The sequence below is a fragment of the Neisseria sp. HMSC070H10 genome (genome assembly GCF_001837635.1).
In the GTDB taxonomy this organism is placed as follows: domain Bacteria; phylum Pseudomonadota; class Gammaproteobacteria; order Burkholderiales; family Neisseriaceae; genus Neisseria; species Neisseria subflava_A.
This window is the reverse complement of record NZ_KV833385.1, coordinates 108,533-134,920: the sequence shown is the minus strand read 5'-3', so window position 1 is coordinate 134,920 and position 26,388 is coordinate 108,533. Positions and strand designations below refer to the sequence as shown.

Genomic DNA, 26,388 nt, shown 5'->3' with positions numbered 1-26,388 from the left:
ATGCCTGTTTGTCATTTTAAAAATCAGTAACGCAGATTGTTACCCACATTATCCATGATGCGCGGCGTGATGAAAATCAACAGCTCACGGCGATTTTCACGCTTGCCGCGTGATTTGAACAGATTGCCGACAACAGGAATATCGCCCAAAACAGGGACTTTGTTCACTGCATTGGTGCTTTCTTCTTCGTAAATACCGCCGACAATCAGCGTACCGCCATCTTCAACCATGGCTTGGGTATTCAAGTGTTTGGTGTTGATACACTTGGTTGTCAGAGAATCCACGGTACAGTCGATCGGGGTATCGCGATTAATCTTCACAGTCATGATGATTTGACCGTCAGGCGTAATGTTCGGCGTTACGGTCAAGCCCAAAACGGCTTTCTTGAAGGTAATCGAAGTCGCACCGCTGGAAGAAGCCTCTTGGTAAGGAATTTCCGTACCGGATTCAATTTTGGCTTCTTTGCGGTCTTGTGTCAGCACACGCGGATTGGAAATGGTTTTGCTCTTACCTTGTTCTTCAGACGCGCTGATTTCCAAGCCCAATGCACCGGACGAGAACGCCCGCACCAGCGCAATGCTGTTGACTGCGGCTGCGGTCGGCAGGCTGACGTTCGGATCCAAAGACCAAGTAGGATAGCGGACATCACCACGGTTAAACGAGGCATTGGTATTGTAGTTGGTTTGTGCATTGCTCCAGTTGCTGCCCCATGCGTTACGGCCACTTGCACCACCGGAACCGAATTTAACGCCCAAGTTTCGGAAGAAGGTATCTTCTGCTTCCACAATACGCGCTTCCACCATCACTTGACGGGTTGGAACGTCCAATTCATCGATCAGTTTGCGGAATTTCTCAATCACGCCGCGGTTATCGGTCACGATCAGCGTATTGGTAGCCGGATCGATTAAGGCGCTGCCTCGGTTGCTCAACAGAGTGTTGCGGGTATTGGAATTATTGCTGTCGTATTCTTCCAAACGCAGAATTTTGCGGAATTCTTCCACGTTTTTGTATTTCAACTGGAAGGTTTGAGAATACAGCGGACCCAATTCGGCAATCTCTTTTTCAGCCTGCAAGAAGGCTTTGTCTTTTGCCAACAATTCATCGCGAGGTGCGATATTGATGATGTTGCCTTGACGGCGCATATCCAAATTGCGCGCCTGCATGACCAAATCCAAAGCCTGATCCCAAGGTACATCTTTCAGGGACAGGGTCATGGTGCCTTTGACGGTATCGCTGGCAACAATATTCACGCCGGACTCTTTCGCTAAAATCTGCAAAATGGTACGGACCTCTACATCTTGGAAGTCCAAGGAAATTTTACGGCCTTTAAACGATTTATTCGCATTTTGGTTCAAGCCGCTGGATTCGGTATTGGCGGCTTTAGGCGATACTTCAAATACAAAACGGCCGGAAGAAGCTTTGGTATTGATGTCCCAATTCGCATTATTGTTGCGGATAATGAGCTGGGTAGAATTGCCGATACGTTTGAGCGTAACGTTTTGTACAGGCGTATTGAAGTCAGCCACATCCAAACTGCGTTGCGCTTGTGTCGGCAGCGTATGGTTTTTCAAGGTTACAACCACGCGGTCGCGCTGCTGTTTAATGTCCGGCTGTCCGCTGAAACCCGGGGCGGACAATTCAATAATGCCGGAATTGCGTGCGCCTTTGCGGAAATCGATATTGGCGGCCGAAACGGCTTGATAAGCCTGAGTAGCGCGCGCGGTAGACGGCGTAGCCGCACGTTCATTTGCAACGGCTGCATTGGTTTGGTCAGTAGATTCGTTTACGAATACCCAAACTTCGTTGCCGCGAATCTCAGTATTGTATTGGCTGATTTTGTTCAAACCCAAAACCACGCGTGCGCGGTCATTGTTTTGTGCCGCAGTAATTTGATGCAGCAATGGGTCGGCATATTCCAAAACAGGCTGAGGTAAACGGATATTGGTGTTGGCAAAATCCAATGCAATACGTGCCGGAGTAGATGTTACAAAACCATGAGGTGTAGTGACGTCTTTGTCGAAACGGATTTTGATGATTTTTTGGTTGTCAGGCAAAGTGGAAACGTTGATATCGGTAATATTGCCTGCAAAGGCCGTCTGAACAGCGAGGGCAACGCTGAAGCCGGCAAATAATTTTGTCATGTGCTTGGTTTTCATAATCGAGTGAGACCCCTAAATTAATTTGAATTCGAACTATCGGAGCTATTGGAAGAATCCGCCTCTTTACTGCTCAATGGCAATTCGGCCTTCCGGTACACCCAGTTGCCGTAGCTGTCTTCAACTTGCTCGGTCAAGATAATTTTGTCTTCGGTAATACTTTGGATTCTGCCGTAATTCTGACCGATGTAGTTTCCGGGATAAACGGTATAAACATGGTCGTTGACCTTGATAAATCCGGAAACTTTACCGCCGCTTTGCAGCGTTCCGACAAAGGCCATATTCTCCAAACTGAAGGCTTCCAATGTTTCTTTCGGACGGTTTACATCCGGCGCATTGCCGCCTTTAGGGGCAGTGTCCAAACGGCGTGAATCAAACGCATTTAAGCCTTTAAAATTCGGAGGGCTATACGGCTTAGGCAATATAACCGTCGGCTCTTCAAACGGAATAATCTTAGATTTTGCTTCCTGACGGGTTTGCGTCATCCATTGAGTCAAATCTTCATAGCTTTGCGTACAGGCTGCCAAGGGAAGAAGACTTAAGAGTAAGATGATTTTTTTCATGATTTCCCTATTCTTTTATTTTTGCTCATTCTCGGCAGGTTTGCCTTCTTCTTGTGCCTGTTGCGCAGCCAATTCGGCAGCAATCTCTTCGGCCGGACGGGCTTTGTAAGTCGTCGCAATCGCGCTCAGTGTCAACTCGCCTTTATTGCCTTTACCTTCTTTGTCCTCGCCTGCGTTCACGAGTTTTAAAGAATCTAACGTAATAATGCGCGACAAATCGCCTACATCACGGGTAAATTGGCTGATCTGTGAATATTTGCCTGTAATGGAAATCTGATACGGCAGTTTTTGAATCGGACCATCGTTTTCAGGTTGGAGAGGCGCAACGCTGTCCAAACGCAGTCCGTTGGTTGAACCTGCCTGATGCAGCTCTTGAATCAGGTTCGGAATTTCCGCGTCGGTCGGCAGTTGTTTCAACAAAACATCAAATGCAGAACGGATTGAAGCCAATTCAGCCTTTAGATTGTTCAAGCTTGCCGCCTGAATGCTTTTACGCGTAAAGGTTTCCTTCAGCTCTTCCTCTTTAGCTTCCTGCGTATTCAAGGTTTCAATCTGATCTTTAAATACGCCGACATAGCCCAAAGCCAACATACCGACAATCAATAAACCTGCCAGCAAAAGTTTTGAAGGCATATTGAGCAGGTACAGGTTTTGTACGTCCAATTGTTTCAGGTTTTTAGATGCCATTATTGAGCCTCCGGAGCAGGTTCGGCCACAGGTTCGGCCATTTCACCGCTACTTTGGGCAGTTGGTGCAGGAGCCTGCGTATTCACTTGGTTGATTGAAGATTTCAAAGTAAATTCTTGGTAGTTATCTACTTTTTTAATACTCAATAATTCAGGCTGCAAGAAAATACCTGTACTTGGCAGGGAGCGCATCATAACGGCGATTTTATTGTCGCTGATGGCATGGCCGCTGATTTTATAGCTGGTCGCACTTTCTGCTTCCAACGCAGTCAAATAAGTATTATCGGGCGTAAGCGCATTCAAAGAATCAAGGATATAGGCCGCTTGATAGCGTTTTTCCTGTAACTCTTCAACTTTCAGTTTTTTGGCCAAGAAGGCTTCTTTTTCTTGCTGAAGTTTATCGATTTCGCCCAATTCTCTATCAAGTCTGTCGATTTCGGTTTGCAGGAAGTTGTTGCGGCCTTCTTGATTGCTGATGGCGCTGTCAATACCAAGATAGGTAGCGGCCGCCAAGCCCAAACCCACTGCAAAAGCACCAAGCATCAATACTTTGAATTGCTGCTGCTTGCGCTGTTTAATCTCTTCCCGATATGGGAGAAGGTTGATTCTGGTTAATTCGATCATGTTCTCAAAGTCCCCTTAATGCCAATCCGAACGCCAAAGTCAGTGACGGCGCATCAATTTGAAACTGCGGCAATTCTACTTTTGCACTGCGTTCCACATATGAAATCGGATGCAGATATTCTGTTGGCGTATTGGTTTGCGAGAAAATGCTTTCTGCCAAACCTGCCTGCTGCGCAGTAAAGCCGGTCAACAGAATGTGTTTGATATTATGAAAAGAATCAGTGGCCTGCGTGGTATAGTAAAATTGCAGAACACGCTGAACTTCTTGCGCAACCTGTACATTAAAACGGTCGGCAATCTGAGACTGATAGTCGGAAGGCTTGTTTTGAGAAGCCATCATTTGTGCGGCTTTTTCTTCCGTTACCTGATAAGTACGCTGAATCAGCTGATTAAGCTGCTCAGTACTGACCGGCGTTTCTTGTTTGTAAAGAATACGGCCGTTTTGCAGAATCAGGGCATACATTTGAGTCGCATGAATGCCGAACACGGCAACTTTTTCCTCTGCCATTTCGGGAGCATGCGTATTCATCCAATAGACGAAGGCATTGCGTTGCGCCAGCAAGTCCAAATCCAAAGCGGACAAAGGCAGGCCGGCATTTTCAAACATTTCAATGCGCGGCTCGACATCGTCTTTTTTGGCGGCAACAGCTAAAACATGCTGACCCGAACCGACTTCTTCAGCTTGAAAGTCGTAGTTCATTTCTTCAATAGGCGCAAATTGGCCGACTTCCGCCTCGATAAACTCTTCCAAGTCCAAATCGGTATCACGCGGGTTGTAAATAATTTGCTCGACTGTTGCCAAATTTTGTGGCACGGCAGCAACAATATTTTTGCAAGAACTGCGTAATTGTGTGTAAGTATGCTGGATGTAAGTAGCAAGCTGATCGTAGTCTTGAATTTTGTTGCCTTTGACAATATTTTTAGGCAATTTGGTAATAACGTATTTTTCCAGCTGAATTTGGTTTAAACTACGGCCTGTCAGTTGTACCATCTTAATGGCATGTTGACTGATGTCGACGCCGATGGCAGAGCGGTTGTTCAATCCGCTAGAAGCCTTGCCTGTTTTGGTATCTTTCGTGCTTTTAAATAAGCGCATGATTTGACTTCCCTGTATCATTTAGGAGTGAGTAACTGTTTCGTTATCCGTAAAGGACTTCTTATTCTTTACACAGTATTGACTGTGGCTGATAGAAATCGTTTCCCATTTTACTTTATTTATCGCCATTAATGGCAAAATTATTACCTAGTCATGATTAAAAAGATTATAACGACCTGCATGGGTCTCTTATTAGGACTGGCTCTTTTTGGTGTAGGTCTGATTGCAATTGCAATTTTGGTAACCTATCCAAAACTGCCGTCTTTGGACTCTTTACAACACTACAAACCAAAAATGCCGCTGACGATTTATTCTTCAGACGGCCAAGTCATTGGCGTTTACGGCGAACAACGGCGTGAATTTACCAAAATCGGCGACTTCCCGAAAATTTTGAAAAATGCCGTGATTGCCGCCGAAGACAAACGCTTCTACGACCACTGGGGCGTGGACGTTTGGGGTGTGGCGCGTGCCGCAATCGGCAACGTCATGGCCGGCGGCGTTCAATCCGGTGCCAGTACGATTACGCAGCAGGTTGCCAAAAACTTCTACCTGAGCAGCGAGCGTTCGTTCACCCGTAAATTCAACGAAGCCCTGTTGGCCTACAAAATCGAGCAGTCTTTGAGCAAAGATAAGATTTTGGAGCTGTACTTCAACCAAATCTATTTGGGTCAACGTGCTTATGGTTTTGCCTCCGCCGCCCAAATTTATTTCAACAAAAATGTTAACGAATTAACATTGGCCGAAGCCGCCATGTTGGCCGGCTTGCCTAAAGCACCTTCTGCCTACAACCCGATTGTGAACCCTGAGCGTGCCAAACTGCGTCAGGCTTATATTCTGAACAATATGCTGGAAGAAGGCATGATTACCCTGCAGCAACGCGATCAGGCTTTGAAAGAAGAGTTGCATTACGAGCGTTTTGTACAAAACATCGATCAAAGCGCCCTGTACGTTGCCGAAATGGTACGTCAGGAGCTGTTTGAAAAATACGGTGAAGATGCCTACACTCAAGGTTTCAAGGTATATACCACAGTCGATACCGCACACCAACGCGTCGCTACCGAAGCCCTGCGTAAAGTTCTGCGCAACTTCGACCGTGGCAGCAGCTACCGTGGTGCAGAAAACTACATCGACCTGAGCAAAAGCGACAACGTAGAAGAAACCGTCAGCCAATATCTTTCTACACTTTACACCGTCGATAAGATGATTCCTGCAGTTGTATTGGAAGCCTCCCGTAAAGGTGTACAGATTCAGTTGCCAAGCGGACGTAAAGTGACGCTGAACAGCCACGCTTTAGGCTTTGCCGCCCGTGCCGTCAACAACGAAAAAATGGGCGAAGACCGCATCCGCCGCGGCTCCGTCATCCGCGTTAAAGGCAGCGGCGATACCTTTACCGTCGTTCAAGAGCCTTTGCTGCAAGGCGCATTGGTGTCTTTAGATGCGAAAACCGGTGCAGTCCGCGCATTGGTCGGCGGCTACGACTACCACAGCAAAACCTTCAACCGCGCAACTCAAGCCATGCGCCAACCCGGCTCTACGTTTAAACCGTTTGTTTATTCCGCCGCTTTGGCAAAAGGCATGACTGCCTCCACCATGATTAACGATGCGCCGATTTCCCTGCCGGGCAAAGGTGCAAACGGCAAAGTGTGGAACCCGAAAAATTCAGACGGCCGCTATTCCGGTTACATCACGCTGCGCCAGGCTTTGACCGCTTCGAAAAACATGGTGTCCATCCGCATCCTGATGTCTATCGGCATCGGCTACGCGCAACAATACATCCAACGCTTCGGCTTCAAGCCGTCTGAAATCCCTGCTAGCCTGTCTATGGCTTTGGGTACAGGCGAAACCACACCGTTGCGTATTGCAGAAGGTTACAGCGTCTTTGCCAACGGCGGTTACAAAGTATCTGCCCACGTCATCGACAAAATCTACGACAGCCAAGGCCGTCTGAGAGCGCAAATGCAACCTTTGGTAGCCGGTGAGAACGCACCTCAGGCCATTGACCCGCGCAACGCCTACATCATGTACAAAATCATGCAAGACGTTGTCCGTGTCGGTACCGCACGCGGTGCAGCCGCACTCGGCCGCGCCGACATCGCCGGTAAAACCGGTACCACCAACGACAACAAAGACGCATGGTTTGTCGGCTTCAATCCTAGCGTTGTGACTGCCGTCTATATCGGCTTTGACAAACCGCGCAGCATGGGTCGTGCAGGTTACGGTGGTACAATCGCCGTACCGGTATGGGTAGAATACATGCGCTTTGCCCTGAAAGGCACCAGCGTCAAACCGATGAAAGCCCCTGAGGGCGTGGTTTCGAACGGTGGCGAAGTGTATATGCGCGAACGCATGACCACCAGCTCCGACCTGGCCTTGGACAACAGCGGCGTTGCTCCTCATCCCGCTCAATCTGCCCGTCGCGCGGTTCCGAATGAAAACCGCCGCCGCACCGAGAGCGGCAATGCGCCAGCCCGTGAAGAATTAGACGAAACCCCAGTTCTGCCAAACAATACCGGCAACAATAACAAACAACAACTGGACTCTCTGTTCTAACAAATCAAGGCCGTCTGAAACGTTCAGACGGCCTTTTTTGAGAAAATTCAAAGCAAAACCATGATTGATTTACACTGCCATTCGACCGTTTCAGACGGCATGCTCTCCCCAACCGAAGTCGTCCGACTCGCCCGTCAAAACGGTTGCACCCTGCTCGCCCTAACCGACCACGACCACACCGGCGGACTTGCCGAAGCACGCGCCGAAGCCGATACCCTCGGACTCCCCTTCGTCAACGGCGTGGAAATATCCGTCACTTGGCGCGGCCGCACCATCCACGTTGTCGGCTTGGACTTTGACGAACACAACGAAGCCCTGCAAAACCTGCTTGCAGAAGTCCGCAAAGGCCGTCTGAAACGATTGGAAGCCATCGCGGCCAAGCTGGAGAAAAAAGGCATAACAGGCGCGTATGAAGGCGCGCTGGCATTGGCCGCCAACAAAGAAATGGCCAGCCGCACCCACATTGCCGAATTCCTCATCTGCGAAGGCCATGTTAAAAACAAACAGCAGGCATTTACCAAATATCTGGGCGACGGCAAATCCTGTTCCGTCAGACATGAATGGGCCACACTGGAAGACTGCGTAGCCGCGATTACAGGCGCGGGCGGCATGGCCATTATCGCCCACCCGATGCGCTATGAATTATCCGCCACCGCCAAACGAAACCTGTTTCAAGAATTTAAAAACCTCGGCGGAGCAGGGATTGAAGTACACAGCGGCAACTGCTGCAAAAACGACCGCCTCAACTATGCCCTGCTTGCCGACCGCTTCGACTTTCTCGCCAGCGTAGGCAGCGACTTCCACCGCCCCAATGACTTCAGCGGCGGCATACTCGGCGCCTGTCCCGACTTACCCGAACAATGCCGTCCTGTATGGAAACGCTTTAAGGCCGTCTGAATTTTTTCATATTTTTGTAAATAGCTTATCTATCTATAAACAGAGACACAGCATCTACACAATTTACATAAGTAAATTCAATAATCAAATATACCTCATAAAACTCCCTCAACTGACATGTATCGTTTTTAAGCAATGTGTTAGGCAAACTCATTCTCTATTCTAGAAATATATGCATAATCTTTTAATTCATTAGGAATATCCTCAATTATTTCATTTCTTTTAATTCCTATTTTTATAAAGGCACCCACTGACGCCAAAAACGCAGAAAAATATTGAGATACTCCAAGATTATTCATCCCTTCATAGAATCCATAAGCTGCCGAGATGGATCCAACCAAATCTGAAAAATCTGCTCTTAATACAATTTTATGACTAACCAGACATTTGTTTTTCATTACCTTATGTGAGTCCATTGATTTATGTAAATCACAAATTGCTTTTTCTAGTTGCAACATCTTTGTATTCTGAGTAAATATTTGATCAGGAGAACTAATTATTTCATCATACATAGCACTTAAGCATAAACGCAACATTATTAATTCATCATTATATTTTTCTTTGAAATTTAAAATTTCTTCAATAGGTATAGATCTTTGTGGAATAGGAATAGCTTTATATAGTTCAAATTCAATCGTCCTTTGAAGAGTTTTCCTTATGTTTTTAGAAGCTTTAAAAGACAAATCTTTATGTAATTGTTGCAAACTCCAGAGATACTCTGTACCTTTATGATTATAATTATTAAAAATTTCTTCTTGAATATTCAAGAAGAAATCTTCATTTACCGAATAACTTCCTGTTAACCATACTTCTTCAATTGTTAGAATTTTTTCATTTTGAAGTAAATTAACATCATCTATATTGGAATAACTCATATAGAACATATTATTATTAGGTAAAATGATTTTATCCCAAAAAAAACAGTGCCATTCTAATTTCCTGTTCTAAATCAACTCCACCTCCAATGATCGTATTACCATTAACCTCGACAGGAGGTGCCATAATAATTCCACGCTTCTTCACTTCTTATCTCCAATATTTAACTCAAAGAGTAACAAATTTTGAATATTTAGATATAAAATCCATATTTGCAATAAATAAAAATAACATAAAAATACTGTATAACTATAATATACTCCCTTCTCTAAGTAAAATCATAACAACAGAAATAAAAATGCACAGGCCGTCTGAAAAATACTTTCAGACGGCCTGTGCATTTTTATTTCTCTTTACCGCAAGTTAAAACGACCTCACCAGCGACAAACCGACTTCGTTTTGTTTGTAGCTGTACAGCCAGTCGGTGTTGCCGTTGACGCGGCGGTGTTTATAGCTGAGGACGGGCTTAAGGTCGGCAAATTTCCAGCGGTCAGCGCCTATGCTGAGGCGGTAGGTTTGTTCTTTGTCGCTGCGGCGTTGTTCGAGGACGGCATTCTCTTCCCTATGGCTGCGGATACCGAAAGTCGCAGAAATCGAAGCATCGAAACCGGCTTCAAACATTTTTGCCGCACCCAGCCGTGCGGAAATTTGGCGATAGCTGTCCACAGGGTCTTTCGTTTTGCGTTGTTGCCAGTCTATGCCGCCGTAGAGCATCAGGTCGCTACGAGGGAAATAAGACAAGGTGTTGTAAACGGAGAGGAGGCTGCCGTCGAGCAAACGGGTTTTGTCTGCATAAGAAAGATGTTTCCACTCGGCTTCGGTGTTCCACGTCCAACTGCCCTTGTCGAGGTTCCATTCGCTGCGCACGCCATAGGCGCGGTTGAAGGTTTTGCCGCCGCTGCCGTTCCATTCGACGAGCGGGGCGAGGGCAACGGTGTGGCGGTGGTTTTCAAACTGGTAGCCTGCGCTGAGGTTGAGCGTGTGTTCGTTGAAGTCTTTATGGTCGCGGTAGAAGCGGCCGTAGCCGAGCGCGCGGGCGGCGATGCCGTGGTGTCCTTTAATCTGCCAGCGGCGGACGGCGGCGGCTTCGTATTTGATGCCGTTGGCGGAAATGGGTTTGTCGCCGGAAAATTCTTCCCAGCATTCGCCGTCGATTTCGGTTTTACACCACACTTTGCCGCTGCCTTCATTGATGTTGCTGTTGTGGACGGCACCGACGGAAAGGCTGCCCTTCCAGCTTTGACGTTGGTTCAAAGCATCTTGGAAATGGGTGATGTTTTCTTTGACGGCTTCGGGCAAGTCTTCGTTTTGAAGGCGTGCAAATTCAGAAGAGGCTTCGCGGTTCAGACGGCCTTCAAAAAGCAGGCGTGCGTAATCAAGCCGTCCGCGTGTGAAGTCGGGGTGGCGTTGCAGCAGGGTTTCGTATTCTTGTTTGGCTATTTTCCACTTGCCTTCGCCTCGTGCAAGAGAAGCACGGGCAAACGAAGCAATATCGGGATCGTATTCGCTTTGCTGGCTATGACGCTCCAGCAGAGGGCGAACGGTTTGCCAATCGCTGCGGTTGACGGCATTAAACAGTGCCTCGCCTTGGTCGGTTTCTGAGTCGCTCTTGGCTGTCTGCCCGGTATGCTGAGCAGAAATATCGAGATGATATTCGCGCACTTTTTGTTCCTGCTCCTGCATGGTTTGGCGGGTATCCTGCCACAAGCGTTGCGCGGTACGGTCGTCTGAAAAATCAGAACGCGGGGCGGCAAGGACGGGAGCAGAAAGAAGCAGAATCAGGCAGGCAGACGGTTTGTACATGGGATCGGCTTTCCGGTCGCAAGTTTCAGACGACCTTGAGAAATTTGGAGGCAAGTGTTTAAAAAAGCCTGCGGATGGCAGGCTTTATTTTACTTAAAGACGGATTTTAGCGTTTTACGCCGCCGTATGCCGTATCCAGATTGCGGTCAGTCTTAAATTTGGCAACACCAGCCAACGCGCTTGCACCGTTGCCGAAGAAGTGGCCTTCGGTTTTACCGAAGTGGCCGTTGGCGCGAGCATAGCCTTCAAATGATGCGCTGGATGGCTTGATGCGGGAATGGATGTCCATCTGTACAGCGTTATTTTTCATAGAACCGGTCAAGACACGTTGACCGAAGTCTGCGCGCAAAGTACCAACCATCGGGTTGTTGCCGGTGTAGTTGTTGATGCCTTTAACTGCGTAGTTGGCTACACCGGATACAGGCATAGAGGTAGCACGTTTGTCGCCGGAGTAGAAAACGCCGCGGTTAGAGCCTTTAGCGTATTCTTTGCCGACCCACTCGCCGTAGTATACTTCAGAGTCACCGCTCTTAATGGTGTTGAACGCATAGCGACCGAGGTTTTGATGGGTGTATGCGTCGTTAACCTGTACGGTTTTCACGCCGTTGCGGTCTGCATTGCCGGGCATACGGTTTACGTTGGTGTAGTACACGCCTGAACGGTAGGCAGCGTGTTTCATCACTTTTTCGCCTTCGGCTTCAGATGCAGGCTTGCCCCATTTTTTGCCGTATTTGTAGTTTTGGTAACCATAATCAAATGGGTTGTAGTAATTGTTGGCGGCAAATGCGCCTGCACTGAACAAAACAGCCAAAACAGCAGCGGTGGTTTTTTGCAGATTCAGTTTCATTGAACACTCCTTGAGGTAAAACGATGGTGGGGAAAATTATGTTTCGTTGTGAGTAGAACATATCGTTATGTGAGGAGGTCTTTTTGTTCTGCAAAGCATTTTATAGGGGAAGTGTTAGCATAGAATTAGTAAATGTCCTAACAATCCCCTATAAAGCGAAATTCTTTATTTTTAATTCGATACAGCCTGTATTACCTACCCAACAATGGCAAAGAATATATTGAAACTGCCTGCCCGATACACCATAATGACCCTATAAATACCCGGAAAAAAGGTTAACGCCATGTGCCAACTGCTCGGCATGAATTGCAACACTCCCACAGACATCATGTTTTCTTTTGAAGGCTTCCGCCGTCGTGGCGGCATTACCGACCACCACGCCGACGGCTTCGGTATCGGCTTTTTTGAAGGCAAAGGCGTGCGCTTGTTTCACGACGACAAGCCCAGCGCCAACTCGCCCGTTGCCGACTTGGTACGCGCCTACCAAATCAAATCTGAAAACGTTATCGCCCATATCCGCAAGGCCTCACAAGGCCAGACCTCATTGGCGAACACTCATCCCTTCATGCGCGAGATGTGGGGCGAATATTGGCTGTTTGCCCACAACGGCCATTTGATTGATTTTTTCCCCGAGCAGGGCGAGTACTACCATGCCGTTGGTTCAACCGATTCCGAACGCGCGTTCTGTTTTATTCTCAACCGCCTGCGCAGCCGCTTTGCCACCAAGCCCGAACCTGAAGTTTTGTTTGATGCCATCGCCGGCCTGACCCATGAAATCCGCCGCTATGGCTTGTTTAATTTCGTGATGTCCAACGGCGACTGCCTGTTTGCCCACGCCAGCACCTTGCTGCACTACATCGTGCGCAAAGCCCCGTTTGGCAAAGCACGCCTGCTGGACGATGATGTGATGGTCGATTTTTCAGAAGTGACCACACCGAACGATAAAGTTTCCGTCATCGCCACCCTGCCCCTGACGCGTGATGAAACTTGGTCGCAATTGGCAGTCAATGAATTGGTGATGTTTCAAGACGGCGATATCGTCCGCAGCGACCGTCCCGAGAATCCGGTTTATATGAGTGCGGAAGAAGGTTTGGAAATCGCCCGTGCCGTCGGCGTATCGGTTTAACGGTTGATTGACTGAAAAACTCAAGGCCGTCTGAAAGGCTCAACTTCTCTCAAGGTGCCCTTTCAGACGGCCTTTTTATACTTAATCCATAGTCAAAGCGTTTACTATACGAAAATAGCGCAATCCGCTACAATAATAGGTCACAAACAATAAATTCAATTGCTTAGCGACCTTGCCGAGCGTATGACAAGGAAACCCGATGAAGTGCCCGTTTTGCCAACACCCCAATACACAAGTAGCCGACTCGCGATGGCTGGAAGACACCAACAGCATCCGTCGCCGTCGCAAATGCTTGGAATGCGGACAACGCTTCAGCACCTTTGAAACCGTTGAAATGCGGATGCCGCAAGTCATCAAATCCAACGGCACACGGGTTCCCTTCAATCCACACAAACTGCAAACCAGCCTTGAGCGCGCGCTGCACAAACGCCCTGTCACACAAGAACAAATCGATGAAACCGTTGCCCTTATCGAGCAACGCCTCTACCGTTTGGGCAAAAAAGAAGTCGCTTCGCGCATCGTCGGAGAAATGGCGATGGAAGAGCTGGCAAAAATCGACCAAGTCGCTTATGTCCGCTTCGCGTCCGTCTATAAAAGCTTTAAAGACGTTTCCGAATTCACCCAAGTCATTGCCGAATGCAAAGCCAAATAAGGTCGTCTGAAACCATGTTTTCCGCACTTGATACCCAAATGATGCAAACCGCCCTCGAGCTGGCCAAGCTTGGGCGGTTTTCTACTTCCCCAAATCCCCGCGTCGGTTGCGTGATTGCACATGGCGCCCAAATCATCGGACAAGGTTTCCACGTCAAAGCAGGCGAGCCGCACGCTGAAGTTCACGCCTTGAGGCAGGCCCAAGCGGCGGCAAAAGGCGCAACAGCCTATGTCACGCTGGAACCTTGCAGCCATTACGGCCGCACACCCCCATGTGCCGAAGCGCTGGTTCATTCCGGCGTAACGCGCGTGGTCGCCGCCATGACCGACCCTAACCCATTGGTCGCAGGCAAAGGCTTATCCATGCTGGAAGCCGCCGGAATCCGTACAGAAAGCGGTTTGTTGGAAGCTCAGGCGCGCGAACTCAACCGCGGTTTCCTGTCGCGTATCGAACGCGGCAGACCATTTATCCGCCTCAAATGCGCCGCCAGTTTGGACGGTAAAACCGCCCTTTCAGACGGCCGCAGCTTTTGGATTACCGGCAAAGCAGCGCGCGAAGACGTACAAATTCTCCGCGCCGAAAGTTGCGCCGTTTTGACCGGTATCGGTACCGTACTTGCCGACAACCCGAAGCTCAACGTCCGCAGCTTCCCCACTCTGCGCCAACCTGCGCGTATCGTCTTGGACAGCCGACTGCAAATCCCTTTGGACTGCCACCTCGTTACCGATACCAACAGCCCGACCGTTATCGTTACCCTTTCCTCAGACGAACAACGTTTGCAGGCTCTAAGTGCATTTGAACATATCCGTATCATCAGGCCGTCTGAACACATCAACGGCCGCATCAATCTTCTTTCCCTCATGCCGCAACTGGCAGAGCTTGGCTTTGGCGAAGTTCTGGTAGAAGCCGGCTCAACACTTGCTTCAGCCTTCCTGAAGGATGACTTGGTGGATGAAATCGTCCTCTACCAAGCGCCGAAACTGTTAGGCGCAGGCAAACCTCTTTTCTCCCTCCCTGAAAATCCGGCCGCCATACTTTCAGACGGCCCTTGGCAAAGTCAATCGGTAGAAATCATCGGGCAGGACATTAAATGGATTCTCCGGAAAAAATCCATCTAATTGCCCAACTTAATAATTAAACCATTTCAATAGAATCCATATATCATTTATGTAGTAATAAATGTGCTTTTTTCGTCAATATATTACAATGACTATAACGTATTCCAATTTAAAACTTTGACTTGAGTTAACTATCCTCAAGCTGATTGTCTACAAATTTTCCTTTTTTTCATCACGAAAGAATGCATTATTAAGATAAGTTAAACCATGAAAATTTATTAAAAGTTTTTATTCTAGAAGGGTTTTAAACGGCATAAACGGTGGTTTAATTTCATGAACCATGCATTTGACAAAGAGATATTTAAAATTAAAACATTTAGTTGAGTGTAATTTCTAAAAATTCAATATTCAAAAATACCTTTTTCATACCTTACAGGCCGTCTGAACGACCGTTAAACTTTTTTGATTGAGACGAATCAGATAAGTGCTTATGATTCCGTCTAATGTAATTATAAGTATGGTTTTAAGGCTTCACACGATACGGCAGCCGGCTATGGCTATGCGGTTGCAGCAAACAACTCAGGCTTCGGGAAAACACTCCCGATTTACTCATTCATTAAACGAAAGACATCATGAAAAACGTTACGATACAAAAATTTGCCGATAAGACCGCAAAAATCGGCATCGTTGGCTTAGGCTACGTCGGTTTACCACTGATGTTGCGCTATGTGGATATCGGTTACCAAGTTTTGGGGTTCGACATTGACACCAACAAAGTCGACAAGCTCAACAAAGGCGAAAGCTACATTGAGCATATCCCTTCCGACAAAATTGCCGCTGCTTCCAACAGCCTGTTTGAAGCAACGACCGACTTCTCCCGCATTGGCGAAGTAGAAGCCGTCATTTTGTGCGTACCGACTCCGCTGAACAAATACCGTGAGCCGGACATGAGCTTTGTGATTGACACTACCGATGCGGTAAAACCTTACCTGCGCGCCGGTCAAGTGCTGTCTTTAGAATCCACCACCTACCCCGGTACTACCGAAGAAGAATTGCTGCCGCGCATGGAAGAAGGCGGCTTGAAAGTCGGTCAAGACGTGTTCTTAGTTTACTCTCCTGAGCGCGAAGACCCGGGTAACCCTAACTTTGAAACCCGTACCATTCCAAAAGTCATCGGCGGCCATACCCCTGCTTGTTTGGAAGTCGGCCTTGCACTGTACCAACCTGCCATCGATAAAGTTGTTCCAGTAAGCTCCACCAAAGCAGCCGAGCTGACCAAACTTTTGGAAAACATCCACCGCGCCGTAAACATCGGCCTGGTGAACGAGATGAAAATCGTTGCCGACAAAATGGGCATCGACATTCACGAAGTCATCAATGCCGCTGCAACCAAACCGTTCGGCTTCGTTGCTTATTACCCAGGTCCAGGCTTGGGTGGCCACTGTATCCCTATCGACCCGTTCTACCTGACTTGGAAAGCACGCGAATACGGCGTAAACACCCGCTTCATCGAGCTTGCCGGCGAAGTAAACTCCCACATGCCTGACTACGTTATCGAAAAAGTCGGCCTGGCTTTGAATAACCACAACCGTTCTATCAAAGACAGCAAAATCTTGGTATTGGGTATCGCCTACAAGAAAAACGTGGACGATATGCGCGAAAGCCCGTCTGTGGAAGTTATGGACCGCCTGCACAAACTGGGCGCAGTGGTTTCCTACTCTGACCCACACGTTCCAGAGTTCCCGCACATCCCCGGCCACCACTACTTCGACCTGAAGAGCGAAGCGCTGACCCCTGAAACTGTCGCTCAATACGATTGCGTAGTTCTGACCACCGATCACGACAAATTCGACTATGACATGATCACCGAACATGCCAAGCTGATTGTCGATACACGCGGCAAATTCCCAGTGAAAAATCCTAAAGTCATCAAAGCATAATCTTGCTTCAGACGCGTCCGGCTGCCTCCGGTTTCCCCAACTGGGACGGCGGCCGGTTTCCCAAGGCCATTTGTTTTTTCAGACGGCCTTGGCAAACCGGCAACGGTAACAACACATACCTTACGAAAAACGCTCAGCTCGAACTTCTGGCCGTCTGAAAACAAATAATATGAACGCGAAAAAAATCCTCGGCTACGCATTGGGCCCGCTAGGAAGCGCCGCCTTTGGCCTGCTTTCCCTGCCGCTCATCTCATGGTACTTCCCTGCGGAAGACATCGGCCGTATCGTACTCTTGCAGACCATTGCCGGACTGAGCATTCTGCTCTTGGGCTTGGGGCTGGACCAATCCTATATTCGCGACTATTACGCCGTTAAAGACAAGGCTGCGCTGTTCAAATCCGTTTTTTTATCGCCATTGATTCTGACTGTGACGGTTGTGGTTTTAGTGTTGCTGATAAACGCATCATGGCCGTCTGAAATCATTTTCGACATCCCCAGTGCGAATTTGGGGATTCTCTTCCTGATTTTCTTGGCCACCACGCTGATTATCCGTTTTTTAGCCTTGATTTTGCGGATGAAAGAGCAGGCATTGGCTTTTTCCGTCAGCCAGCTTGCGCCGAAATTCTTGATTTTGGTGTTGGTTTTTGCCGTGATTGCTTCCGGCTTGCCTACCAATACTACTTCGCTGGTTTTTACCTACACCGCAGCCCAAGTGCTGACCGTTGTACTGTTGATATATCAGCTGCGCCGAGACCTGCAAGCCGCTTCCCATGCGAAATGGTCGTCCGAGCTGCATCGGGACGGCCTGCGCTACGGCCTGCCGCTGGCATTCGGCAACTTGGCCTATTGGGGCCTGACTTCGATTGACCGCTTTGTCCTCAAAGACATCTCGGGTTTGGACGAATTGGGCATTTATTCGATGGCAGTCAGCTTTGGTGCCGTCGCCCTGATTTTCCAAAGTGTGTTTTCCACCATTTGGGCACCTTTGGTGTTCAAATGGGTAGAAGAAAAAACCAATCTGGACAAAATCGGCGATATCACGCTTTCCATGACCGTCCTCATCAGCGCAATGATTTGCCTCATTGGGATTTTCTCGCCGATGGTGACTTGGATACTGCCGGAAAAATACACGCAGGTTCAATTTATCCTGCTCTCGTGTATGCTCTTTCCCCTGTTTTACACGCTGACCGAAGTCAGCGGCATCGGTTTGAACGTCGTCCGCTCGACTTGGCTGATTACTGTCATCAACATCGTTGCCTTTATCGCCAATACCGCCCTGCTCTATCTGCTGGTACCGAAATTTGGTGCAAAAGGTGCGGCTATGGCCAGCGCAACGGCTTTTTGGCTGTTTTTCATCTTTAAAACCGAATTCTCTTCACGCCTGTGGCAACCTTTGCCGCGCCTGAAGATCTATACCAATTCAACGCTCTGCCTGATGATCTGCCTTGCCTATACTTGGCTGGGTACGCGCGACAACTACATCTGGTTTGCGCTGGCATGGGCAGTCGGGCTGGGTTTCCTGTTCCTAAAATACAAACAAGCACTATTTGCCGCGACCGAAAAAATCAAAGCCAAATTAAACCGTTCGGCAAAATAGCCAACCTGAGATTCATGTCTCTACGATAACAACAGAACGACTATGAAAATAAAACGTCTAAATTTATACACTTACATCCTATACATTATGTTTACAGCTTATATGCTGGGGCCGGCGCTGTCTTTTAAAATCGGCGTACCGCGCATCGATAATCCTTTATCGTTGTTGTTCGTATTGATTGGCCTTGCCGTATTCTTTTTGGAGGGCAAGCATATTCCGCGCAAAATTTTTGTCATGCTCTGCGCCCTGGCCGCCATGTGTATTTGGCCGGCCATCCACATGGGCATTACATCGCTGATACCGACTCAATACATGGACATCTTGTTTTTTATGGCGGTGCCGGTTTTTTTCTACTTGTTTTACCAAGTGCTTATGCGCGCTGAAAATCCATTGGGCGTTATTCAGAAGTTTTTATTGGTCTTTGCCCTTTATGTTGCCATTCCACCATTTGTGGAATTGATTACCGGCATTCAGTTTGTCAGTGCCAGTGATGAACTGGCCATTAAAGAAGGTTCGCTCAAAGGGCTGTTTTTCAATCCCAACAACCTTGCTGCCACTGCCGTTTGCCTCGCACCCGCCATCCTATTTTTCTTTCAACTGCAAGGACGCAAACACAAAGAGAAACTACTGGGCTGGGGATTATATTTACTACTAGGTATGGCCATTTTTGTTTGCGTATCACGCACAGCTATTGCCTGCTACCTTTTGATTTCACTCATTTATATAGCTTATCGTAAAAATGGTTTTATTACCGTTATTGCCACAGGACTGCTCGCGTTAACATTATCGATGATTCCATCCCGTGTCATCGCGGAATTTTTGCTGTCACTTAACGGCAACCCTTTTCTTGAACGTTTTTCCAGCCGCGTGTACCTTTTTCTATTCGATTTAGACAGCGACAACTCTGTGTCCTACCGTCAGGAGATTTACAACTATTTTTGGAATAATCCGCCCCTGTTGCTAACCGGCTACGGACCAAAAAATTTTCGCGACTATTTTGGCGGCCACTTGAGTAACAGCCTGGGTTTTGAAAATCCGCACAGTTTCATCATCGAACTGTATTTGGGTTTCGGCATAATTTCCCTGCTCGGTTTTATTGCATTTGTAGCGTTTTATTTCCTCTACACTACCTCAAGCCGTGCACTAACCAACAAATCACGCGTACTGGCTTGGGTAACTTTGGGCATTTTCTTGTTGGCAGGTTTTATTCCGTCCACCATTTTGCGTATGCCCTTCATCTGGCTACCCTGCCTGCTGATTTACATTTACAGCACATTTGTCGCATCCAAATTACAAAATCAGGCCGCTTACACATATAGCTATACCCCATCTAAAACAAAGGGAATATCATGAAAATCACCCTGACTACCTCCATGTCCGGCCTCGGTGGCACTGAAAACGCCACTTTCCGCCTTGGTCGCCTGCTCAAACAACGCGGACACGATATCGTATTGGCCTCTTCAGACGGCCCTTTGATTCAGGAAGCGCAAGCATTGGGCATCCGTTGGCAGCCGATTGATTTTTACCAAGGTGGTCTTTTGGGTTACGTCAAAGGCATGTTTGCCTATATGAAACTGCTGAAAAAAGAGAAGCCCGATGTGATTCACTGCCAAATGGCGCGTATCGTTCCAGCCTGTGCCATTGCAGCCAAGCTCGCTTCGCCGAAAACCAAAGTGTTCTACCACGCGCGCGGCCTTGATCCGGAAACTTATCCAAAAATCGCCAAGCTTTTCGACAAGCTGGGCGTGTACATCATCGGCAACTGCAAACACGAACGTGAAAAACTCATCCGTTACGGTTTCCCTGCCAACCGCATCACCTACACCTACAACGCCCTGCACAAAGTAGATTTCGTTCCTGAAAAAACAGTCAAAGACTATGTCCAACTGGGTACGCTTTCCCGTTTGGACACCGTCCGCGCCGTGCATCTGATGTTGGATATTTTGAAGAAAATGGTTGACCGTGGTATGCCTGTACGCCTCAACGTTGCAGGTATCGGCGAAGAAATGGACAACCTCAAAACCCAAGCCAAACGTTTAGGCATTGAAGACAAAGTCACCTTCCTCGGCGGCGTCCGCGACTTGACCGGCTACTTCAAAGAAGTCGATATTTTGGTGAACACGCCGCATTGCGTAGGCGACCACGGAGCAGGTGTCGGCAACAATATTTTGGAAGCCGGCCTTTACGACACGCCTGTCGTAACCTACAACATGGCGGGCATTTCGGAAATGGTCATTACCGGCCAAACCGGCTACTGCATTCCTTTCGGCGATGACGAAGCATTTATCGAAGCCGTCGATACACTCATCAAGCGTCCAGAGTTGCGCGGTCAAATGGGTAAAGCCCTGCACAAACACGTCGAAACCTTATGCTCCGACGACGAAATCTACCGCACCACCATGGCTGCGTACGAAATGTAAGGCTGTCTGAAACATGAATATTACCATCGTCGCCCCTTATTGCTCACTGCCGTCCGAGCCGCATTTCAACCGCTTCTGGTATCTTGCCGAGCTGTTGTCTCAGTCGCATGACGTGTTACTGATTACCAGCAACTTCAAGCACTATAACAAATCTTTCAGACGGCCCGAAGATGCCGAGGCCGCCTCACAAGGCCGTCTGAAAGTCATGCTGTTGGAAGAAAGCGGATACAGCAAAAACGTGTCTTTAGGACGCTTGGCCAGCCATCACCACTTCGTCAAACATTTTGAAAAATGGTTGGAAAACTGCCGTCCGGGCGAACAAGACGTCGTCTTTTCCGCCTATCCGCTGATTGCCACCAACCTGCTGTTGGGCAAACACAAAGCGCGTTTGGGTTACAAACTAATTGTCGATGTGCAGGACGTATGGCCGGAGTCTTTCTCCTCAGTCGTACCTTTTTTGAAAAAAGTACCGCACAACCTGCTGCCCTTTGCTTCACGCGCCAACCAAGCCTACCGCTACGCCGACGCGCTGGTTGCCGTATCGCAGACTTATCTCGACCGTGCCAAAGAAGCCAATCCGAATGTACCTGGCGAAGTCGTCTATATCGGTGCTGACTTTCCCAAACTCGATGCCGCGCCTGCCAAAGATTTTGGTGACGACAAAACCCGCTTTTTCTACTTGGGCACGCTCAGTTACAGCTATGACGTGGAAACCGTGTGCAAAGGCGTTCTCAAGCTGTTGGACGCCGGCGAAAACGTCGAGTTGCACATCATGGGCGGCGGCCCTGATTTGGACAGGCTCAAACAATACGCCTGCGACGACATCAAGTTTTACGGCTACATTCCCTATGCCGAAATGATGTCGGTTGCCAAGGGCTGCGACATTGCCATCAACGCCATCCAGTCCTATTCAATGGCATCGATTACCAACAAACTCTCCGACTATATGGCTTTGCAAAAACCGATTCTGAACAGCCAGGTCAACGACGAAGTTGCCAAAGTCCTTACCCTGCTGCCGCATGCGAACTACCGTTCCGGCGATGTGGACGGTTTCGTTCAAGCCGCCAAAGATATTTTGAAGCGCAAAAACGATCCTGTTCAGTCCGAAGAAATCGTCCGCCGTTTCAAGCGCGACGTTGCCTATCAAAAAATCGTCAACCTGATTGAAAGATTAGCTCATGAATAAATTTTTCAAACGCCTGTTTGACATTGTCGCCTCCGCTTCAGGACTGATTATCCTGTCGCCTGTGTTTTTGATTTCGGTGTACCTCATCCGCAAAAACCTAGGCTCGCCCGTGTTCTTCATCCAAGAGCGGCCGGGCAAAGATGGCAAGCCGTTTAAAATGATTAAATTCCGCTCCATGTGCGATGCAATCGACAAAGACGGCAACCCACTACCGGACAGCGAACGCCTGACTGATTTCGGCAAAAAATTACGTGCCACCAGTTTGGACGAACTTCCTGAATTATGGAATGTCTTAAAAGGTGAGATGAGTCTAGTTGGCCCTCGTCCGCTGCTGATGCACTACCTGCCGTTGTACAACGACTTCCAAAACCGCCGCCACGAAATGAAACCAGGCGTGACCGGTTGGGCTCAAGTCAATGGCCGCAACGCCATTTCATGGGATGAAAAATTCGCCCACGATGTTTGGTACATCGACAACTTTAGCTTTTGGCTGGATATCAAAATTTTGTTCCTGACAGTTAAAAAAGTCTTCGTCAAAGAAGGCATCTCAGCCGAAGGGGAAGCCACAATGCCTTATTTCACGGGTAACAAAACTGATGAAAAAAAATAATATACTGATTCTGTCGGCAGGTCGCCGTGTCGAATTGGTGCAGGACTTTCAAACCGAAGCCGCACGTTTTTCAGACGGCATCGGCGTTTTTGCCACTGACCTCAACCCCCACATGTCTTCTGCCTGCCATGTTGCCGACCGCGCTTTCAGCGTGCCGCGCATCGATGTAGCCGAATACATTGACAGCATTTTCGAGCTGGCCAAACAACACGACATCGGTCTGATTGTGCCAACCATCGATACCGAGCTGCTCAAACTGGCCGAAGTACGTGACCGTTTTGAAGCTGAAGGAATACATATTGTCATTTCCGATGCAAAGTTGATTACCCTGTGCCGCGACAAGCGCCTGACCTCAGGCCTATTTGCACAATACAGCATCCGTTCCCCTGAAATTTACGAACGGGACCACCTGGTTTTCCCATGTTTTGCCAAGCCTTATGACGGCAGCCGCGCCATCGGTGCGAAAAAAATCAACACACCGGCTGATTTGACTGTCGACATTACCGAAGACCCGAAAATGATGTTCACCCAATACATCGATATCGAGAATACTTTCTCCGAATTTACCGTTGATATGTATTACGACCGTCAAGGCCGTCTGAAATGCGCCATTCCTCGCGAACGTTTGGAAGTGCGCACCGGCGAAGTCAGCAAAGGTGCAACCCGACGCAATGCCCTGTATGAAGAGCTGGTTGAAAAAATGGCCGTATTGGAAGGCGCACGCGGCTGCATTACCGCGCAATTCTTCGTCAGCAAAACCGACAGCACGACCTACGGCGTGGAAATCAACCCTCGTTTCGGCGGCGGTTTCCCGCTGACTTACGCCGCAGGCGGCAACTATCCGGGCTGGCTGATTCAAGAATACATCGGCGGCCAAGACATCCCTTTCTCCGACGACTGGGAAAACAATTTAATCATGCTTCGTTATGATGCTAAGATTTTGGTAAGAGAACATGATTAAACCGGAAGAATCCGTCATCGTCTTCGATCTTGACGATACGCTTTACTCTGAGTACGACTACAAATGCTCCGGAATACAGGCAGTTGTAGGGACAATTACGTCGCTTTACCCGCAATACAATGTCGACGTACTAAATGAAATTGCAGACAATAAAAGTAAAGACTGGCTCGAAAATTTGTGTCATCATTGCAAATTAAACGAACTAGAGAAACAATCACTTTTGTGGCAATATCGACTACACCGGCCTGTTATCCGACCCTATGTCGAACCGTCTTTTTTACGTAAGCTGATGCGCCCTTTTGTCGCACGCGCCCTGATTACAGACGGTCGCAGTCTGACACAGCGTTTGAAAATACAGGCCTTGGGTTTGACCGATTTGTTTGACGACATTTTGATTTCGGAAGCCATACAATCGGAAAAACCCGACGATAAGCGTTTTGTCTTCCTGCAAAACAAATATCCGGCTGCAAAACGTTTCATCTACATCGGCGACAACATCAAAAAAGATTTTGTCGCACCCAACAAACTGGGTTGGCTCTCCATAGGCATCATGCCTAAGCCGCACAATATTCATCAAGCCGATCCCGAGCAATACGGTCGTGAATACCAGCCCACCCTTTGGATAAACACCCTGGAAGAATTGGCTACACTGACAACTTCCGCCACCGAAAAAGCAAATGCATAAGGGACATTTCTCCATGAAAATCTTATTTATGGGTCGTAAACAGGTTTCCGCCAACCTGCTTCGTTTTTTGACCAAACAAGACCATATCGAAATCGTCGGTGTCTTGACCGACAGCCATCTGCAAGGCTCGCCGACCACGGCTGCCGCGCAGGAATTGGGCTTGCCCCTGTACACCTTCGATACGGCTTTGGAAGCAATGCGAGAAGGCCGTCTGAAATACGATTTGGGCTTGTCTGTCCTTTACTGGCGCAAGCTGCGTGATGAATTCCTGAGCATTCCGACTTTAGGCACGATCAACTTCCACCCTGCGCTGTTGCCCGAATACAAAGGCACAGGCGGCTACAACCTGGCCATCATGGACGAGCTGAACGAATGGGGCAATACCGCCCACTACGTCGATGCTTCCATCGATACCGGCGAAATCATCGAAGTGGATCGTTTCCCTATCGAAGCTGAAACAGAAACCGCCCAATCTCTCGAACGCAAAACCATGCAGGCATTGGAAGATTTCGCGCGACGCATCATCACCCGCGCCATCGAGTCAAAAACCAAATTGCCGACTACGCCAAACATCGGTGGCCGCTACGTCAGCCGTGATGAGATGGAAGCCATGAAGCAAATCCGCGACGGCGACGATGTGGAGAAAAAAATCCGTGCGTTTTGGTTCCCGCCTTACGACGGCGCATACGTCGAAATCAAAGGTCAGAAATACACCCTGATCAACCGCCAATTGCTGGAAGAAATCGCCCCCAAAGGCTCAACCAGTCTTTTTGCAGGAAAAACAAATGCTTAATACATCACTCTCCCCATGGCCAAGCTTTACTCAAGAAGAAGCCGATGCCGTTTCCAAAGTCCTGCTGTCCAACAAAGTCAACTACTGGACAGGTACGGAATGTCGCGAATTTGAAAAAGAATTTGCCGCCTTTGTCGGCACGCAATACGCCGTCGCCCTTTCCAACGGTACGTTGGCTTTGGACGTAGCCCTCAAAGCAATGGGCATTGGCCAAGGCGATGATGTGATTGTCACTTCGCGCACTTTCTTGGCTTCCGCATCCTGCATCGTGACCGCCGGCGCAAATCCGGTGTTCGCCGATGTCGATTTGAACAGCCAAAACATCAGCGCCGAAACCATCAAAGCCGCTTTGACGCCAAACACCAAAGCCATCATCGTGGTTCACCTTGCCGGCATGCCTGCCGAAATGGACGACATCATGGCTTTGGCAAAAGAACATAACTTGTGGGTTATCGAAGACTGCGCCCAAGCGCACGGTGCGAAATACAAAGGCAAATCCGTCGGCTCTATCGGCCACGTCGGCGCTTGGTCGTTCTGCCAAGACAAAATCATGACCACCGGCGGCGAAGGCGGCATGGTCACCACCAACGACAAAGAGCTGTGGAGCAAAATGTGGTCATACAAAGACCACGGCAAAAGCTACGATGCCGTGTACAACCGTGAACACGCACCCGGTTTCCGCTGGTTGCACGAAAGCTTCGGCACCAACTGGCGCATGTTGGAAATGCAGGCTGTCATCGGCCGCATCCAGCTCAAACGCATGCCCGAATGGACGGCCCGCCGTCAAGCGCACGCCGCCAAACTGGCTGAAAGCTTGGGCAAATTTGCCAGCATCCGTTTGTTTGAAGTAGCCGATTACATCGAACACGCGCAATACAAGTTCTACGTTTTCGTCAAACCCGAACACCTCAAAGAAGGCTGGACACGCGACCGCATCGTGAACGAACTGAACGCGCGCAAAGTCCCATGCTATCAAGGCAGCTGCTCCGAAGTGTATTTGGAAAAAGCCTTCGACGACACGCCTTGGCGTCCGAAAGAGCGTTTGAAAAACGCTGTCGAGTTGGGCGACACCAGCCTGATGTTCTTGGTGCACCCAACCCTGACCGATGAAGAAATTGCGTTCTGCAAAGAAAACATCGAAGCCGTATTGACTGAAGCCACGTCATAATCATTTTCAGACGGCCTGCAACTTCAGGCCGTCTGAAAAAATAAAACAGCCTGCTTCAAACAATCCGTACCAAGCCACATTACAACACTCAGAC

Annotated in this window: 23 protein-coding genes; 15 read left to right on the top strand and 8 right to left on the bottom strand. The window is 48.5% G+C overall.

Annotated features, from left to right (window positions below):
- Positions 1-23: 23 nt before the first annotated feature.
- The 5 genes from pilQ to pilM are packed head-to-tail and all read right to left on the bottom strand — an operon-like array spanning position 24 to position 5,125.
- Positions 24-2,156 carry a type IV pilus secretin PilQ gene (gene pilQ / locus HMPREF2606_RS09355; RefSeq protein ID WP_070713654.1) on the bottom strand — a complete coding sequence of 711 codons (2,133 nt, stop codon included), beginning with the start codon at positions 2,154-2,156 and terminating at the stop codon, positions 24-26.
- 20 nt (positions 2,157-2,176) lie between these two features.
- Entirely contained in the window at positions 2,177-2,719 is a 543-nt protein-coding gene (locus HMPREF2606_RS09350) for a pilus assembly protein PilP (RefSeq protein WP_004520854.1), read from the bottom strand.
- A gap of 15 nt (positions 2,720-2,734) precedes the next feature.
- Positions 2,735-3,406, bottom strand: coding sequence for a type IV pilus inner membrane component PilO (gene pilO, locus HMPREF2606_RS09345; protein WP_004520855.1), 672 nt, complete (start codon positions 3,404-3,406; stop codon positions 2,735-2,737).
- Positions 3,406-4,029, bottom strand: coding sequence for a PilN domain-containing protein (locus HMPREF2606_RS09340; protein ID WP_004520856.1), 624 nt, complete (start codon positions 4,027-4,029; stop codon positions 3,406-3,408). Before HMPREF2606_RS09340 ends, pilO begins: the two co-directional genes overlap by 1 nt.
- A gap of 4 nt (positions 4,030-4,033) precedes the next feature.
- Positions 4,034-5,125, bottom strand: a complete 1,092-nt coding sequence (gene pilM, locus HMPREF2606_RS09335; RefSeq protein ID WP_039862505.1) for a type IV pilus assembly protein PilM — start codon at positions 5,123-5,125, stop codon at positions 4,034-4,036.
- Between the two features lie 153 nt (positions 5,126-5,278).
- Here pilM and HMPREF2606_RS09330 point away from each other — a divergent pair, with 153 nt between their 5' ends.
- Both HMPREF2606_RS09330 and HMPREF2606_RS09325 read left to right on the top strand, forming a co-directional pair.
- Positions 5,279-7,675: a penicillin-binding protein 1A gene (locus HMPREF2606_RS09330; RefSeq protein WP_070843561.1), complete on the top strand. Its 2,397-nt coding sequence runs from the start codon at positions 5,279-5,281 to the stop codon at positions 7,673-7,675.
- A gap of 60 nt (positions 7,676-7,735) precedes the next feature.
- Positions 7,736-8,572, top strand: a complete 837-nt coding sequence (locus HMPREF2606_RS09325; RefSeq protein WP_070843560.1) for a PHP domain-containing protein — start codon at positions 7,736-7,738, stop codon at positions 8,570-8,572.
- Positions 8,573-8,712: 140 nt separating this feature from the next.
- On the opposite strand, the gene HMPREF2606_RS09320 is transcribed toward HMPREF2606_RS09325, so the two are convergent.
- The 3 genes from HMPREF2606_RS09320 to HMPREF2606_RS09310 form a co-directional block, all read right to left on the bottom strand.
- Positions 8,713-9,477, bottom strand: a complete 765-nt coding sequence (locus HMPREF2606_RS09320) for a DUF6236 family protein (protein WP_283122362.1) — start codon at positions 9,475-9,477, stop codon at positions 8,713-8,715.
- Positions 9,478-9,811: 334 nt separating this feature from the next.
- On the bottom strand, positions 9,812-11,251 hold the full coding sequence (locus HMPREF2606_RS09315) for a surface lipoprotein assembly modifier (RefSeq protein ID WP_070843558.1): 1,440 nt from the start codon (positions 11,249-11,251) through the stop codon (positions 9,812-9,814).
- A 106-nt stretch (positions 11,252-11,357) separates the two neighbouring features.
- Positions 11,358-12,098 carry a Slam-dependent surface lipoprotein gene (locus tag HMPREF2606_RS09310; protein ID WP_070843557.1) on the bottom strand — a complete coding sequence of 247 codons (741 nt, stop codon included), beginning with the start codon at positions 12,096-12,098 and terminating at the stop codon, positions 11,358-11,360.
- Between the two features lie 283 nt (positions 12,099-12,381).
- Here HMPREF2606_RS09310 and HMPREF2606_RS09305 point away from each other — a divergent pair, with 283 nt between their 5' ends.
- From HMPREF2606_RS09305 to HMPREF2606_RS09245, 13 genes are all read left to right on the top strand, one after another.
- Positions 12,382-13,224 carry a class II glutamine amidotransferase gene (locus HMPREF2606_RS09305; RefSeq protein ID WP_070713678.1) on the top strand — a complete coding sequence of 281 codons (843 nt, stop codon included), beginning with the start codon at positions 12,382-12,384 and terminating at the stop codon, positions 13,222-13,224.
- 199 nt (positions 13,225-13,423) lie between these two features.
- Positions 13,424-13,876, top strand: coding sequence for a transcriptional regulator NrdR (nrdR, locus tag HMPREF2606_RS09300; RefSeq protein WP_070584707.1), 453 nt, complete (start codon positions 13,424-13,426; stop codon positions 13,874-13,876).
- A gap of 14 nt (positions 13,877-13,890) precedes the next feature.
- A complete protein-coding gene (ribD, locus tag HMPREF2606_RS09295) occupies positions 13,891-14,994 on the top strand; it encodes a bifunctional diaminohydroxyphosphoribosylaminopyrimidine deaminase/5-amino-6-(5-phosphoribosylamino)uracil reductase RibD (protein WP_070713682.1) in 1,104 nt (367 codons plus the stop codon).
- A 572-nt stretch (positions 14,995-15,566) separates the two neighbouring features.
- Positions 15,567-16,874 (top strand): nucleotide sugar dehydrogenase, encoded by a 1,308-nt coding sequence (locus HMPREF2606_RS09290; RefSeq protein ID WP_070713685.1) that lies wholly within the window; start codon positions 15,567-15,569, stop codon positions 16,872-16,874.
- A gap of 169 nt (positions 16,875-17,043) precedes the next feature.
- Complete coding sequence (locus HMPREF2606_RS09285) at positions 17,044-18,471, top strand: oligosaccharide flippase family protein (RefSeq protein ID WP_070713687.1); 1,428 nt, start codon at positions 17,044-17,046, stop codon at positions 18,469-18,471.
- Positions 18,472-18,513: 42 nt separating this feature from the next.
- Positions 18,514-19,824 (top strand): O-antigen ligase family protein, encoded by a 1,311-nt coding sequence (locus HMPREF2606_RS09280; RefSeq protein ID WP_070713690.1) that lies wholly within the window; start codon positions 18,514-18,516, stop codon positions 19,822-19,824.
- Positions 19,821-20,891: a glycosyltransferase family 4 protein gene (locus HMPREF2606_RS09275; RefSeq protein WP_070713692.1), complete on the top strand. Its 1,071-nt coding sequence runs from the start codon at positions 19,821-19,823 to the stop codon at positions 20,889-20,891. Before HMPREF2606_RS09280 ends, HMPREF2606_RS09275 begins: the two co-directional genes overlap by 4 nt.
- Before the next feature lie 13 nt (positions 20,892-20,904).
- A complete protein-coding gene (locus HMPREF2606_RS09270; protein ID WP_070713695.1) occupies positions 20,905-22,077 on the top strand; it encodes a glycosyltransferase in 1,173 nt (390 codons plus the stop codon).
- Positions 22,070-22,687 (top strand): sugar transferase, encoded by a 618-nt coding sequence (locus tag HMPREF2606_RS09265; protein WP_070713697.1) that lies wholly within the window; start codon positions 22,070-22,072, stop codon positions 22,685-22,687. Before HMPREF2606_RS09270 ends, HMPREF2606_RS09265 begins: the two co-directional genes overlap by 8 nt.
- The gene (locus tag HMPREF2606_RS09260) at positions 22,674-23,648 is read left to right on the top strand and encodes an ATP-grasp domain-containing protein (protein ID WP_070843556.1); all 975 of its coding nucleotides are present in this window, start codon (positions 22,674-22,676) and stop codon (positions 23,646-23,648) included. Before HMPREF2606_RS09265 ends, HMPREF2606_RS09260 begins: the two co-directional genes overlap by 14 nt.
- The gene (locus HMPREF2606_RS09255; protein ID WP_070713702.1) at positions 23,641-24,333 is read left to right on the top strand and encodes an HAD family hydrolase; all 693 of its coding nucleotides are present in this window, start codon (positions 23,641-23,643) and stop codon (positions 24,331-24,333) included. The genes HMPREF2606_RS09260 and HMPREF2606_RS09255 overlap by 8 nt, the downstream gene beginning before the upstream one ends.
- Positions 24,334-24,346: 13 nt before the next feature.
- The gene (locus HMPREF2606_RS09250; protein WP_070713705.1) at positions 24,347-25,126 is read left to right on the top strand and encodes a methionyl-tRNA formyltransferase; all 780 of its coding nucleotides are present in this window, start codon (positions 24,347-24,349) and stop codon (positions 25,124-25,126) included.
- Positions 25,119-26,294: a DegT/DnrJ/EryC1/StrS family aminotransferase gene (locus HMPREF2606_RS09245; RefSeq protein ID WP_070843555.1), complete on the top strand. Its 1,176-nt coding sequence runs from the start codon at positions 25,119-25,121 to the stop codon at positions 26,292-26,294. The genes HMPREF2606_RS09250 and HMPREF2606_RS09245 overlap by 8 nt, the downstream gene beginning before the upstream one ends.
- Positions 26,295-26,388 lie beyond the last annotated feature (94 nt).

Coding starts and splice junctions, on each gene's coding strand:
- HMPREF2606_RS09310 (WP_070843557.1), bottom strand. CDS start 12,098: ATGAAACTGAATCTGCAAAAAACCACCGCTGCTGTTTTGGCTGTTTTG.
- HMPREF2606_RS09315 (WP_070843558.1), bottom strand. CDS start 11,251: ATGTACAAACCGTCTGCCTGCCTGATTCTGCTTCTTTCTGCTCCCGTC.
- HMPREF2606_RS09305 (WP_070713678.1), top strand. CDS start 12,382: ATGTGCCAACTGCTCGGCATGAATTGCAACACTCCCACAGACATCATG.
- HMPREF2606_RS09280 (WP_070713690.1), top strand. CDS start 18,514: ATGAAAATAAAACGTCTAAATTTATACACTTACATCCTATACATTATG.
- pilO (WP_004520855.1), bottom strand. CDS start 3,406: ATGGCATCTAAAAACCTGAAACAATTGGACGTACAAAACCTGTACCTG.
- pilQ (WP_070713654.1), bottom strand. CDS start 2,156: ATGAAAACCAAGCACATGACAAAATTATTTGCCGGCTTCAGCGTTGCC.
- HMPREF2606_RS09260 (WP_070843556.1), top strand. CDS start 22,674: ATGAAAAAAAATAATATACTGATTCTGTCGGCAGGTCGCCGTGTCGAA.
- HMPREF2606_RS09350 (WP_004520854.1), bottom strand. CDS start 2,719: ATGAAAAAAATCATCTTACTCTTAAGTCTTCTTCCCTTGGCAGCCTGT.
- HMPREF2606_RS09245 (WP_070843555.1), top strand. CDS start 25,119: ATGCTTAATACATCACTCTCCCCATGGCCAAGCTTTACTCAAGAAGAA.
- HMPREF2606_RS09340 (WP_004520856.1), bottom strand. CDS start 4,029: ATGATCGAATTAACCAGAATCAACCTTCTCCCATATCGGGAAGAGATT.
- nrdR (WP_070584707.1), top strand. CDS start 13,424: ATGAAGTGCCCGTTTTGCCAACACCCCAATACACAAGTAGCCGACTCG.
- HMPREF2606_RS09290 (WP_070713685.1), top strand. CDS start 15,567: ATGAAAAACGTTACGATACAAAAATTTGCCGATAAGACCGCAAAAATC.
- pilM (WP_039862505.1), bottom strand. CDS start 5,125: ATGCGCTTATTTAAAAGCACGAAAGATACCAAAACAGGCAAGGCTTCT.
- HMPREF2606_RS09325 (WP_070843560.1), top strand. CDS start 7,736: ATGATTGATTTACACTGCCATTCGACCGTTTCAGACGGCATGCTCTCC.
- HMPREF2606_RS09270 (WP_070713695.1), top strand. CDS start 20,905: ATGAATATTACCATCGTCGCCCCTTATTGCTCACTGCCGTCCGAGCCG.
- ribD (WP_070713682.1), top strand. CDS start 13,891: ATGTTTTCCGCACTTGATACCCAAATGATGCAAACCGCCCTCGAGCTG.
- HMPREF2606_RS09250 (WP_070713705.1), top strand. CDS start 24,347: ATGAAAATCTTATTTATGGGTCGTAAACAGGTTTCCGCCAACCTGCTT.
- HMPREF2606_RS09275 (WP_070713692.1), top strand. CDS start 19,821: ATGAAAATCACCCTGACTACCTCCATGTCCGGCCTCGGTGGCACTGAA.
- HMPREF2606_RS09265 (WP_070713697.1), top strand. CDS start 22,070: ATGAATAAATTTTTCAAACGCCTGTTTGACATTGTCGCCTCCGCTTCA.
- HMPREF2606_RS09255 (WP_070713702.1), top strand. CDS start 23,641: ATGATTAAACCGGAAGAATCCGTCATCGTCTTCGATCTTGACGATACG.
- HMPREF2606_RS09285 (WP_070713687.1), top strand. CDS start 17,044: ATGAACGCGAAAAAAATCCTCGGCTACGCATTGGGCCCGCTAGGAAGC.
- HMPREF2606_RS09330 (WP_070843561.1), top strand. CDS start 5,279: ATGATTAAAAAGATTATAACGACCTGCATGGGTCTCTTATTAGGACTG.